The sequence below is a fragment of the Rhodococcus sp. 05-2254-2 genome (assembly GCF_002259095.1).
Lineage (GTDB): Bacteria > Actinomycetota > Actinomycetes > Mycobacteriales > Mycobacteriaceae > Rhodococcoides.
In genome coordinates, this window is the sequence record NZ_NOZJ01000001.1 from 442866 (window position 1) to 455287 (window position 12422).

Genomic DNA, 12422 nt, shown 5'->3' on the forward strand with positions numbered 1-12422 from the left:
GCGATCGGTTTTCACAGGGTCGGCGCGGTGAAGTAGTGGTTTCCGAGAGGGTCCACGATATGCAGGACTCCTTCCGGGAGTAATTCGGTGCGCCAGAGCTTTCGCGTTTTGAGGTTGTGGTGGAGCCGGCAGCGCGGGCCGATGTTCGTCCGGATCGTCCATCCTCCTCGTTCCGGATTCTGCCGATCGAATTCGACGATGTGGTCGAGGTCGCACCGTTCCGAAGGCACGTTGCAGCCAGGATGCAGGCAGTACGGATGTTCGGCGCGAACCTGCGCGGCAAGGGCTCTGCTCGGCGCATAGGTCAGTGCCCCCGGCGGCGGAATCGTCATGCCTCCGTGGCCGTCGGGGTGTAGGGCGTGGACGCCGCGCGGGTTGTTCTCGACGATGGCACGCCAGCGTTCGATCAACGTCCCTCCGCCCGGTCTCGATCGAGTCGCTGTATCGGGTGGCGGTACGTCGGGTCTTGGTGCGTCGGGTGCTGGTGAGACGGGTGGTGGTGTGTCGGGTGGCAGCGGGCCCGTCAGTGCCCTGCCCAGTGGCTCCCTCGTCGGGTGCTCGGACCCCGGCCGTGCGGAACCCGAACCCTCGGTGGCTGTTTCACCGGTGGCGTCGGCATTCGCATCCGAACGGTCGGGCATTGCTGCCACCGGCTCACCGTGTTCGGGAGTTTCGGCATCCGCGACGTCACCCCGAGAGGTCAGGCACGTCGAGCACCCGCACAGCAGTGTCTCGCCGCGCATCAGCGCGGTCTGTGCGTCGCCCCGTCGTTGATCGTCCGAACGTGGATCCTCGGGGTGCAAACGGGAGACTTCGGCGTCGATACGCGAAAGCTGTTCGTCGGCTTCGCCATCGGTCATCACCGTGGTGAGGCTCGACAGCCCTCGTGCCCGTCGCCGAACCCGGACGCGCTTCTCGGTTCGCGCGGCACGTGTGCGTACCGCGCGGTCCCACTCGGCATCGGCCTCGACGAGCAGTCGGTCGATCTCGCGACCCAGGGGGCCCGGTGCCATCTCTCCGGCAGCTTTGAGAACCTCGGCTTCGATGGCGACTACTGTCTCCGGACGCGCATGAAGCAGATGGTCGTGGATCGTTTTGACTCGCTCTTTGTCGAGCGATCCGTTGATGAAACTGTTCCGTACGAGGGGACGTAGCTGACGCCACATCTGAAGCTTGTTGTGAATGGCGGCGAAGGTGGACGACGTTGCCGCGGCCAGCTCGCAGATCGCCGAGCTGTAGAGATCCTTCTCGGTCACTCCTGTGTCCCACGGCGAGGCGCATGCCGTTCGGCCGCGAACGTAGTGGTCCATGAGCGCCAGTTCCGATGCGGCAGCGGCGTTTATCGTCCGGCGCGCACCGAGGACGTCGGCGAGTGCAGAGTGATCGTCCGCCATCCACGTCGACTCACGTAGCCCCATGTCACCCCCCAGCGACGAAGGGCCGAACACGTATTCGACCCGTTGCCGAGAAGTGTAGAACCGGGCACCGACAAGTTTTGGTGCCGATGCAGGACGGTGTGTCTTCGCAGTGACGAACCCGTCGAGCAGCTACGCCGCTACGCTCGTCATCACGTGCAGGGCAAGCCCGGAGGCGGCGCAATGAATACCTTTCAGAAGTCGGCAGCAGCGTTCAACAAGGTTTTTGTGGTCGTCATGAAGGCACCGGTGCTCGACAGGGTTCTCGGACGGTCGATGGGGATTCTGACCTATACCGGCCGCAAGTCCGGCAAGGAGTTCTCACTGCCGGTGGCCTTCAAGCGAACAGGCAATCACGTGAAAGTTGTCGTGGCCGTGCCGGACAGGAAGAATTGGTGGCGAAATTTCGAGAACGACGGCGGACGGGTCGATGTCGACCTCGGCGGCGTCCATCATGCCGGCCTTGCCGTGGCGACTCGCGACGATCGTGGGCGAGTAACTGTCGACATCGACTTGGAGCGCTGAGTACGTCGTAGCCGTCGGGCGCTGACGAACCCTACGATGGCGCCATGAACTTTTTGATTCGGCTCGTGATCAATGCCGTTGCAATCTGGGTTGCCAAGGAATTCGTGGATGGCATCACTGTCACCAGCTCGGGGCGCGGCGATGGGTGGGACATCGTGGTCCTGCTCGGTATCGCGGCCGTGTTGACGGTCGTCAATGCGTTCATCAAACCGCTGGTGCAGCTCATGTCGCTGCCGCTGCTGATTCTGACGCTCGGGTTGTTCACTCTTGTGATCAACGCGTTGATGCTGTTGTTGACGGGTTGGTTGTCGTCGCAGACCGGCTACGGCCTCGAGATCGTCGGGTTCGCCGCGGCGTTCTGGGGCGCGATCATCATCTCGATCGTGAACTTTCTGCTGGGCGCGTTCGTTCCCGACAAGCGCTAGGCGAAGGCCAACGCCACGCCGGTGCTCGCTCCCCACACGAGCATCGCCAGGCCCGAATCGCGCAGTGCCGGAATCAGTTCGAATCCGTGAGCGCCCTTGCGTACCGGGGAGTTGGCACGTGCGGCGAAAGGCAGCGCGAGCAGGCCGACCAGTGCCCATGGAGTGCGGGCGATCAGTGCCACCGTCATCGCGAACGGCACCACCAGTAGCGCGAGATGCAGGTAGCGAGTGCGCATGTCACCCAATCGCACTGCCAGCGTGAGCTTTCCGGATTCGGTATCGGTGGGGATGTCGCGAAGGTTGTTGGCGACGAGTACTGCGCTGGAGAACGATCCGACTGCCACTGCAGCCAACACGCCTGCCCAATCGATCTGCTCGGCTTGTACGAACTGGGTGCCGAGTACGGCGACGAGACCGAAGAACACGAACACGGCTATCTCGCCGAAACCGCTGTATCCGTACGGCTTCGAGCCGCCGGTGTAGTACCAGGCACCGGCGATGCAGACGAGTCCGACGATGACCAGCCACCAGGCGCTGGTCGCTGCCAGAACCAATCCGGCCACGGCACCCACTGTGAAGCAACCGATGGCGGCCTTCTTGACGGCACCGGCGGACGCGGCCTTCGAGCCGACCAGTCTCAGTGGCCCGACTCGGTCGTCGTCGGTGCCCCGAATTCCGTCGGAGTAATCGTTGGCGAAGTTCACGCCCACGATCAGCGCCAACGAGACGACCAACGCCAGCAGCGCCTTCCACCACACTCCTCCGTCCAGCGACGCGGCCGCGCCAGTGCCGACGAGGACGGGGGCGATCGCATTCGGGAGTGTGCGCGGTCGCGCACCTTCGATCCATTGCGCTGTGGTGGCCATGAGCGACGATCTTTCCGTATCTGTCCGACGGGTGAGAACGCGGCCGGTCAGAACGGCAGGCGTGGCAATACCGGCAACGGGATGACGGGCATCTGGACACCGGGAATCTGTGGCAGGGGCACCGTGGGTGCGGGCGGAGGTGCCGGCGGGTAGTAGTGCGGCTGCTGGTACTGCACGTAGGGCGCGGAATTTGCGGCGGCCGGCGCCGGTGCGGTGGTTGTCGGTGGGGGAGGAGGGATGTCGGGAAGCGGTGCCGGCGTGGTCGTCGTCGTGCTGGTGCTCGACGGTCTGGTGGATTGCGACACTGATTCACCGACGCTCGACGGGGTGCTCAGCGGTTGACCCTCGTCGCTGGATCCGAGAGCCGTGAACAGTCCGATGGCGGCAATGACGCCGGCGATCGGAAGTGCGATCATGCCGAGTCGCGCCAGGGCTGGACGGTGCGAGACGAGGGGCGGCACGTGGGTGGCGTCGACGTGGGCGGCGTGTACCGCGGCACCGCCGGCGACGACGAGCTCGGGCCGGTCCGGGACGATGACCGGTAGCTGCAGGAAGCGTTCGAGGGTGGCGCGGACCAGCGGAATGTTGGACGTTCCGCCGATCGCGACGACGGCGTCGGGGTAGAACTCGGCCTCGCGGCCGAGTCGGCGCACTGTCTCGGCGGCCTGCTCGGTGGAGCGCGCGATGGACAACTCGAAGATGTGCCGCTCGAGGAGGATGTGCTCGCCGTCGGGGGTGCTGGTGGTCAGGTGCGAGGACAGCGCTTCCTTTATCCCGCGGCAGAAGGCCGTCAGCGCACTGTCCTCGTCCGGAGATTGGGGCGGACGCACTATGCCGAGTCCGAGTATGTGTTCTCGGACCACCGCGTCGAAGGAGGCACCGCTCATGGCGGTGGTCCGCGCGGAACCGTAGGAGCGGCCGGATTCGACGTCCACGATGTCGACGTCGACACCGGTCTCGCCCGCGTCGAACAGCGCGATGGTCCGGTGGTGGGAGGGGAGCCCTGGGCGCAGGTACTCCATGGCCGCGCCGGTCTTGTCGATGAGGTGGACGTCGGAGACGTACTCCTCGGCCAGTGCGGCGGCGATCTGGGTGCGTTCCTCGGAGGTGCGATAGGCGACGCCGAGAGATTGGGGCGCGTCCGGACTGTCGACGATGCCGCGGACGACGCGCGCGACGTCGGATGCCGTGGGGGAGAACTGCCAGTCGTCGAACGGGGTGCCGTCGGTCCATGCACCGTCTTCGGTGGTCCGCGCCGTGCGAATGCCGCACGTGCCCAGGGACACACCCACTGACGAACGCATCGCTTCTCCGGCCTCTCCATTTCGATGACGGTGTTCTGGTCTGAAGAACTCGCCCTCATGACAGGCGACGTGGACACTGTACCGTCTCGCGGTTTGGTTAGAGGCTGGAAACAATCCGATGGTCAGCTCTATGGAGTTGCATCATCGATCTACGATCTGGTTGCCGTCGCGCTTGCGTCCGCTGTTCGGCCAGTTCAGAGCGGGAGTGAGGTCTCCGTGAGGCCGACGCCGCCCGTGCCGCGCAGCTTTCGGAACCATTCGGTACCGAAGGTGGAGGCGAGGTCCTCGACGGACATCTGCAGAAACGGTCCGAAGTCACCGACCTGTGTTTCGTGGGCCTCCATTGCACCCCGCTTCGCGTCCATGACGCTGGAGACGTCGACCACCGTCGTGATCTCGGTTTCCGGCAGACCGAACGTGTCCATGTCCGGCGGTGATGCCTCCTCGCCCCAGTGCGGATTGGCCTCCATCAGTCGGCGCATGTGGTCGCGGTTGGTGGTGGTTTCGTAGACGAATCGAGTGTCGGCGATCTCGGTGGCGCGCTTGCCGACGACGTGAACCTGGATGTGGTCGGGGTGCCCGTAACCACCGTTCGGGTCGTAGATCGTCACGACGTCCGCCTGCTCTTCGAGCAGTACCTCGGCCAATCGCTGTGCTGCGGTGTCGACGTCGACGTTGCAGAAGGCGTCCGGGTTCGCATTCTCCGGAGTACCGGCCATTCCGGAGTCGGCGTAGTGCAGCCGCACGACGCGGGAGACTCCGAGAACGGCTGCCGAACGATCCAGCTCGACGCGTCTGCGCTCGGCCAGTGTCTCACCGGCGGTGAGGATGCCGTCTGGAAACTCACCGAGGGCACCGTCGGTCGCGGTGACCAGGACGACGCGGTGGCCGGCATCGGCGGCGAGCCGCATGACTCCGCCGGTGCCGAATACTTCGTCGTCGGGATGTGCGTGGAAGCAGACCAGAACACTCATGCGGTGAATGCTTGCATGTCGAAGAGGGTGCAGCCCAGTCGGCGGGCAAATACGATCTGCGGATGACCACACAGCGGTCGGCCGTGATTCGTTCGTATTGGCAGGACTCACGAGCGGATCGGTACTGCCGTGCACTGCATCCCGTCGGGATCTTCTTCGCTCTGGTGTTCTTCGCGCTGTCGATGACTCCGTCGCTGCTGCCCAGGGTCTGGTATCTGCAGGCGGTGGCCACCGGAATCAGCGTCGCGATCGGATACGGCGTGGGCTGCCTGATCGCGTGGGTGGTTCGAATCTGCGGAGTGTCACCCGACTGGTCGGAGCAGTGGCGTCGACGCGGGTGGTGGGCGCTGGCCGTGGCCGCGGTGGTGGTGATCCCGCTGTTCCTGATCCTGGGATCGTGGTGGCAGCAGATCGTCCGCAAGCTCGTCGGTATGGAGGATCCCGGGAGGCCGCTGTACATCGCGGTGCTGGTGGTCTCGCTGGTGGTTGCCGTGGGAGTGCTCGCCTTGGGTCGTCTGCTGCGGCGAGCCACCCGTGCGTTGACGCGATGGGGCAAGCAGTACGTGCCGAGGCCGGTCGCGAGGATCGCGAGCGTGATCGTCGTAGCCCTGCTGGTGGTGTTCGCCGTCAACGGCGCGCTGATTCGCGGCATCGTGGCGGTCGCGGAGAGATCGGCCTCCACTGCGGACCGCGGCAACCACGAGGGCGTCGAGAAGCCCACCGCGGCCGAACTGTCGGGTTCGGACGCCTCGAACGAGGAGTGGGATTCCCTGGGGCAGGAGGGTCGACGCTTCGTCGTGTCCGGGGTATCGCCGGACGAGATCAGTGAGTTCACCGGAAGGCCTGCGGTGCAACCGATCCGTGCCTACGCGGGCGTGGAGTCCGCGGACACCGTCGAAGGCGTCGCCCAGCGGGTGGTGGCAGAGCTCGAACGTACCGGCGCATTCTCTCGCGCTGTGCTCGGTGTCGCGACGACCACCGGGCGCGGGTGGGTGAACGAGAACGTCGCTCGCCCTCTGGAATACCTGTACGACGGTAACTCGGCGATCGCGTCGATGCAGTACTCCTTCCTGCCGAGCCCGATGGCATTTCTGGCCGACCGCCAGACTCCCCAGGATGCCGGACGGGCCCTTTTCGAGGCGGTGTACGAGGTGTGGAGCGAACTCCCCGAGGATTCGCGACCGAAGCTGGTGTTGTTCGGCGAGAGCCTCGGTGCCTACGGCGGACAGGATGCGTTCAGCGGCGCGCAGGACATGATCGCGCGCATCGACGGTGCCCTGTGGGTCGGCAACCCGAACTTCACCCCGCAGTGGGCCCGCATCACCGGTGGGCGCGACGCCGAATCCCGCGAGATCCTGCCTGTCATCGACGGCGGCGAGCACGTTCGTTTCGCCAGCTCGTCCGGTGACCTCGACATCGGCGGGCAATGGGAAGAGCCCCGAATCGTGTACTGGCAGCACGCATCCGACCCCATCGTGTGGTGGTCGCCGGATCTGATCCTGAACCGGCCCGACTGGCTACGAGAACCCCGCGGCGCGGACGTCGATCCCGGAGTGCAGTGGTTCCCGTTCGTGACCTTCTGGCAGTTGACGTTCGATCAGGTCTTCTCCACGAACGTCGACGACGGCCACGGCCACAGCTACGGAGCCGACGCGGTGAACATGTGGGCTGACATCCTCGAGCCTGCCAACTGGTCCGACGCGGACGTCGAGCGGTTGTACGAGAAATTGGCGGGCTGAGGCGTCGGCTGCTCAGTCGTTCGCCCACCCACCACCGGCGCAAATGCGCGCGCGTTTGCCGAACGCGCGCAGGTTCGCTATCTGTTGCCCGACGACTTCGCGGGGCACCTGACGAACGCGCGCGCGTTCGTGCGTGAGGTATTCGTGCGTGAGGCGTTCGTGCGTGAGACAGTGCAGCAATGCCGCCTGCCTCTGCCGGTCGATCCAGCGCTGACAAAGATCTGTCGACAGTTCTCGCGCTGGAACGAGAGCTGCAGACTGCGGAGTGTCGACGCGATCGCGAGAGGCTTGCCCTCCTGCTCGCCGACGACTTCACCGAAGTCGGAGCCTCGGGAACGGTGTGGGACAAGTCGTCGATACTCGACTTGCTCGGCAGCGAAAGCTCCGTCGAGATCGAGGTGATCGAACCGATCGGGCGGGTGATCGGTGCAGATTGTGTTCTGCTGCAGTGGGTTTCGAGAACACCCGATGCGCGAGCTCGCAGAACCTCGCTGTGGCGACGCACGAACACCGGTTGGGAGTTGGTGCACCATCAAGGCACGCCGCTCGAGTGACCATTCCTGCGCAAATGCGCGCGCGTTTGCTGAATGCGCGCAGTGTCGCCACCTGTCCGCTGACCAGTCCGCGCGCACCTGACAAACGCGCGCGCATTTGCGCTCAATCCGGAACCGCTGCGCTCAACCCGGAACCGCTGCGCACGATCCGAACCGCTGCGCTCAATCCGGAACCGCAGTGCTCAACTCGAGACCGCTGCGCTCGGGCGAAATCCCTAGTCGCTCAGCGTTTTTCGAGCACCGTTCGCAGTTTCGCCCGATTCAGTTTTCCCGGCCCTCGTGTTGGCAGTGAGTCGAGGAGGAACAATTCTCGGGGTGCCGCAGTGATGTCCAGTGAAGCGGCGACGTGGGAGCGCAAGTCCGCCAATGTCACCGGGGCGCGGGCCACTACCGCGACCACCACTTTCTGGCCCAGGCGCTCGTCGGGCAGTCCCACGACGGCGCATTCGAGCACCGCGGGGTGGGTGGCCAGCGCAGCCTCGACGACCTGCGGCACGACGGTCAAACCGCCGGTCGAGATTGCCTCGTCGAGTCGCCCCGAGATGCTCAGCACTCCGTCGACGATGGTTCCGGCGTCGTCGGTGCGGAACCATCCCGGTTCGGCGAAGGCCGGGTGGTCGGGCAGTCCGCGGTATCCCGAGGCCAAGGTTTTTCCACCCAACACGACCCTGCCGTCGTCGATGCGAACCACCGTGTTGCGCAGTGCAACTCCGTCGTACACGCAGCCGCCGGCTGTTTCGCTCATTCCGTAGGTCCGCACCGATCGGATTCCCGCGTCGTGTGCCTTCTGTCGCAACGGAACCGGTGTTGCCGCCCCGCCCAACAACACAGCATCGAGCGAGGCCAACGCAGCCACGGCCTCGGGGATCTCGAATGCCTTCACCAACTGCCCTGGAACCAGTGACGTGTAGCGCAGGGGCCCCGACATCCGGCCGATCGCGTCGATCAGAGCGGTGGGATCGAAACCTGTCGACACGTCCATGATGACGGGCGAGGTTCCGGCCAGCACACTGCGTAGCAGCACCTGCATTCCGGCGATGTGGTGTGCGGGCAGCGCCAGCAGCCACGACCCCGGTCCGCCGAGCCGCTCCTCGGTGGCCGTTGCCGAGGCCACCAGCGCAGCGGCCGACAGCATCGCTCCCTTGGGAATGCCCGTCGTTCCGGAGGTCGCGACGACCAGTGCGACGCCGTCGTCGATGGGTGTTCCCGGTGCCAAGGCGTCGTGCAGGCGCTCGGTCTCACGCGGATCGTCGGCCGGCACGGGAAGCAGGGCCGGGCCGTCGCCGGCGAGCATGCGGCTCAGCCGCGGCATGATGTTCGCCGCTGCCGGTCCCGTCGGAATGGATACGCTCTCGAGCACGGACTCGAGGCTAGTCGCCGGGCTCGAACCAGGGCGGGCGCACCTGTCGGCCCGGCGGTTGTCACCCGACGTCGAGTTGCTGTGGAACAGTGGAACATCGTGAAGGGATCGGGCATGGACGACGCGGTGTGGGCAGCTCTGTCGTACTTCGATTCCGTCGATCCCGCGCTCGCCGCCGATGCGCGCCTGGGGTGGGACGGTCTGGTCGAGGTGTCTCCGCCCGCGGGCCCGACTCAACATTCCGTGCAGACCTACCTGTGGGTGTATCTGCGCCACGCGGCCGAGGGGCCCGATCGTGCGGTCGATATCGCCCGTGCGCTCGGCGACCTACTCGACCGCCTCGGACGCGTCGGATACGCGGAGATCGCTCGGAGCGGCGTCACCGAGGAACTCGTGCGGATCTCCGACGATGCCGTGTGGTTGCAGCACTACCGCGCCGCCACCGAACAATCGGGTATCGGTGCCGTCGATACCGATCTCGTCACCTGGCAGGACGCTCCGACCGGCGTCGAGCGGGCCATCGTCGAGAAGATCGGCGAGACATTGGAAGTCGCGACCATCGCCGGTGAGTTCGAGCCGTCCAAGCCCGGTGGGCGACCGCTCGGCACCAACGCGCAGGCCATGCGCCGACGCGGCGTCACCGATGCTGTGCTGACGTCCGATCGAGGCAAGGACGACTCCGAGGCCGTCCTGCTCGAGCAGCTTCTCGACCACCGCATCGACCTGTGGAGCAACTACAGCGCACCGCGGGCCGAGCTCTATCTGGGGCTGCGCGAGACGCTGCACGAGGCCGCCCAGCCCGTGTACGGCTGCGTGCGCAGGCTGGAAAGCTTCATCGGATGCATCGGCGACGGTGTCGGATTGACCGACGCCGGGTATCTGCCGGACGAGCTGGTGGCGACCATTGCGACCACGGTGTTTCCTCCGGCCGAACGTCCCCTGCACATCGGCCGCGAACTCGACACGGAGAAAGTACTGACTGTCCGACGCCTCCTGATGAGGGTGCGTCTGCTGCGTCGTTCCGCCGGGCGGTTGGTGCCGACGGCACGTACACGGCAGCTCAGCTCCGACGGGCTCTGGCGCGTGCTCACCGCAGGCATCGTCGGCACCGAATATCACCCGGACACGATTGCCGCGGAGGTGGTTCTGGCACGGATGATCGTCGGTCACGAGGTGACCGACGTGGACGCGACAGCAGACGACCTCGCGCGTCTGCTGCGAGCCGAAGGGTGGACCCATTCCGGTGAGGAGCCCGCTGCCGAGCACGCCGAGCCGCTGGCGCGGACCCTGATCGCCGAACTGGGTGCCCTCGGAGCGTTCGAGCCGACGGAACCGGGTGCGTCGGGACCGGGTGTTTCGGGACCGGAGCCGTCCGGTTCGGTGGCGACCGAGGAAGGCAAGCGACTCGCCGCAGCGGTGCTGCGGCATAGGCTGCTGCACACGCGCTATCCGTCGTTGTGACCGCTCCAGGTTGGGCTATCGGTCGAAACTGCAGATCCGGCACGGTTAAACTCGCCTGGATCCGGTTCCAGAACGGGCCCGGCTGGTCGTTGCGAGGTGATGCCGGTGGACGGTGAGGTCGCGGACCCCGCGCGCTCCCAGTCTCGCCGGCAGAGCGACTCCGCCCGTCGCTACCTCGATTTCGAGGCGACGACGCCTGCTCTGCGATCGACGGTCGAATTCGCCGCACGCAGCGTCGGATTCGCCATCGCACAGCTCAACGTGCTCGACGAAGACACTCAGTACACGCTGGTCAACATCGGTGGACCGCCGGTGTCCACCGTCGTGCGAGCCGACACCCTGTGCGACGACGTGGTGCGTTCCGGCGAACCTTCAGTCGTGGCGCACGGTCGCGTGCACGCCACCACTCGGCAGCGCGCCATTCTCGACGAGAACGGCATCGCGTCGTACGCGTCGGTTCCGCTGCGCGGGCGAGAGGGCCTGGTCATCGGCACCCTCTGCCTGCTCGATCGCACGCCCCGTCCGCTCTCCGGTGAGCAGATGCAGGAACTCGAACAGTTCGCGTCGGTGCTCGAGGAGCAGCTCGATCTGCATCGCCGCGTCGGATCCGGCGTCATCCGGCTGGGCAGCGACAACGACATCGCCGACTCCATCGCCGACGGTCACATCGTGCCCTGGTTCCAATCGATCGTGGACTTGCGCACCGAGGAGATCGTCGGCTTCGAGGCATTGGCGCGGTGGCACCACCCCACCAGGGGGATGGTGGTGCCGGCGGATTTCGTACCGTTCGCCGAGGCCAGCGAACTGATCATCGACGTCGACCTCAGCGTGCTCACCCAGGCCGCTGCCGAAATGAAGAAGTGGCACGTCCATCGTCCGGACCTGCGACTGACCGTCAATATTTCCGGACGCCACCTCGCCCATCCCGACGGCGTCAGTCAGCTGCAGCGTGCCATCGCGTCCTCCGGGGTGTCGCCGTCGTCGATCTCGCTCGAGCTCACCGAGACCACTGCCGTGACGCCGGGGCCGCTGCTGCGCAGGCATATCGACGACGTGCACCGGCTCGGCTTCCGGGTGTTGCTCGACGATTTCGGCTCGGGCTGGTCTTCGCTCGAACGACTGGTGACGCTGCAGCCCGACGGCATCAAGATAGACGGGCACCTGACGAGGTTCGTCGACACCGTGGCCGGACGCGCCATGATCAGGTCGTTGGCCGGAGTGGCGAAGGATCTCGATCTGACGATGATCGTCGAAGGCATCGAAAGTCGCGAACAAGCCGAAGCGGCCCTCGAACTCGGTTGCACGTTGGCGCAGGGATATCTGTGGTCGCGGCCGCAGTCGGCAACGGCAGTGCTTCGCACGATCGCCGACGGCGTGAAAGACCGCTAGCGGTTGTCCTTACGCAACGGGTGATCCTGTGGAATCTGCACCAGCACGATGGGAATCCCGTCCGGATCCTCGATCCACATCTCGACCAGACCCCACGGCTCGGTTCGCGCCTCACGGACGATCTCGATGCCGCCTGCGGTCAATTCCTCTGTAGCAGAACCGATATCGCGTACCTGCAGCCACAGGGCACCGGAGAACGACCCCGATTCGTCACCGCGATGGTGCGCTGCGACCTCGATCAGCCCTTGCCCCGCGAAGAACACCGTCCCACCGGGGTATTCGCGACACACCGCCAACGAGAGACCGTCACGGTAGAACTCGAGAGTCCTCTCGTAGTCGACCGGCCGAAGAATTGTCCGAGAAGCGAGTATGTCCACCCCGCATGGATACCACGATCACCCGCAGGCTCC

The 12422-nt window shown here is 65.6% G+C and carries 12 protein-coding genes; 6 read left to right on the forward strand and 6 right to left on the reverse strand.

The window, feature by feature from the left end; genetic code table 11:
- Positions 1-11 precede the first annotated feature (11 nt).
- Complete coding sequence (locus CH283_RS02280) at positions 12-1418, reverse strand: HNH endonuclease signature motif containing protein (protein WP_094641088.1); 1407 nt, start codon at positions 1416-1418, stop codon at positions 12-14.
- A 180-nt stretch (positions 1419-1598) separates the two neighbouring features.
- On the opposite strand from CH283_RS02280, the gene CH283_RS02285 reads away from it, so the two are divergent.
- Together CH283_RS02285 and CH283_RS02290 are read left to right on the forward strand one after the other, a co-directional pair.
- Entirely contained in the window at positions 1599-1940 is a 342-nt protein-coding gene (locus CH283_RS02285; RefSeq protein WP_094641484.1) for a nitroreductase/quinone reductase family protein, read from the forward strand.
- 44 nt (positions 1941-1984) lie between these two features.
- On the forward strand, positions 1985-2365 hold the full coding sequence (locus tag CH283_RS02290; protein WP_037187032.1) for a phage holin family protein: 381 nt from the start codon (positions 1985-1987) through the stop codon (positions 2363-2365).
- Here the strand turns inward: CH283_RS02290 and CH283_RS02295 are convergent.
- The 3 genes from CH283_RS02295 to CH283_RS02305 all read right to left on the reverse strand — a co-directional run bounded on the left by CH283_RS02295 (position 2362) and on the right by CH283_RS02305 (position 5509).
- Positions 2362-3231 carry a 1,4-dihydroxy-2-naphthoate polyprenyltransferase gene (locus CH283_RS02295; RefSeq protein WP_094641089.1) on the reverse strand — a complete coding sequence of 290 codons (870 nt, stop codon included), beginning with the start codon at positions 3229-3231 and terminating at the stop codon, positions 2362-2364. The genes CH283_RS02290 and CH283_RS02295 overlap by 4 nt on opposite strands.
- Positions 3232-3278: 47 nt before the next feature.
- Entirely contained in the window at positions 3279-4535 is a 1257-nt protein-coding gene (locus CH283_RS02300) for an Hsp70 family protein (protein WP_094648568.1), read from the reverse strand.
- A gap of 194 nt (positions 4536-4729) precedes the next feature.
- Complete coding sequence (locus CH283_RS02305; protein ID WP_094641091.1) at positions 4730-5509, reverse strand: PIG-L family deacetylase; 780 nt, start codon at positions 5507-5509, stop codon at positions 4730-4732.
- A gap of 62 nt (positions 5510-5571) precedes the next feature.
- On the opposite strand from CH283_RS02305, the gene CH283_RS02310 reads away from it, so the two are divergent.
- Positions 5572-7248, forward strand: a complete 1677-nt coding sequence (locus CH283_RS02310) for an alpha/beta hydrolase (RefSeq protein WP_176460401.1) — start codon at positions 5572-5574, stop codon at positions 7246-7248.
- A gap of 179 nt (positions 7249-7427) precedes the next feature.
- Positions 7428-7802, forward strand: a complete 375-nt coding sequence (locus tag CH283_RS02315; RefSeq protein WP_094641092.1) for a nuclear transport factor 2 family protein — start codon at positions 7428-7430, stop codon at positions 7800-7802.
- A 223-nt stretch (positions 7803-8025) separates the two neighbouring features.
- Here CH283_RS02315 and menE read toward each other — a convergent pair whose 3' ends face one another.
- On the reverse strand, positions 8026-9114 hold the full coding sequence (menE, locus tag CH283_RS02320; protein ID WP_217901087.1) for an o-succinylbenzoate--CoA ligase: 1089 nt from the start codon (positions 9112-9114) through the stop codon (positions 8026-8028).
- Positions 9115-9261: 147 nt separating this feature from the next.
- Between menE and CH283_RS02325 the strand changes: the two genes are divergently transcribed.
- A complete protein-coding gene (locus CH283_RS02325) occupies positions 9262-10623 on the forward strand; it encodes a hypothetical protein (RefSeq protein WP_094641488.1) in 1362 nt (453 codons plus the stop codon).
- Positions 10624-10728: 105 nt separating this feature from the next.
- Positions 10729-12012 (forward strand): sensor domain-containing phosphodiesterase, encoded by a 1284-nt coding sequence (locus CH283_RS02330; RefSeq protein ID WP_255183050.1) that lies wholly within the window; start codon positions 10729-10731, stop codon positions 12010-12012.
- Here the strand turns inward: CH283_RS02330 and CH283_RS02335 are convergent.
- On the reverse strand, positions 12009-12389 hold the full coding sequence (locus CH283_RS02335; protein ID WP_094641095.1) for a VOC family protein: 381 nt from the start codon (positions 12387-12389) through the stop codon (positions 12009-12011). The two genes, CH283_RS02330 and CH283_RS02335, sit on opposite strands and share 4 nt — an antisense overlap.
- Positions 12390-12422: the final 33 nt, after the last annotated feature.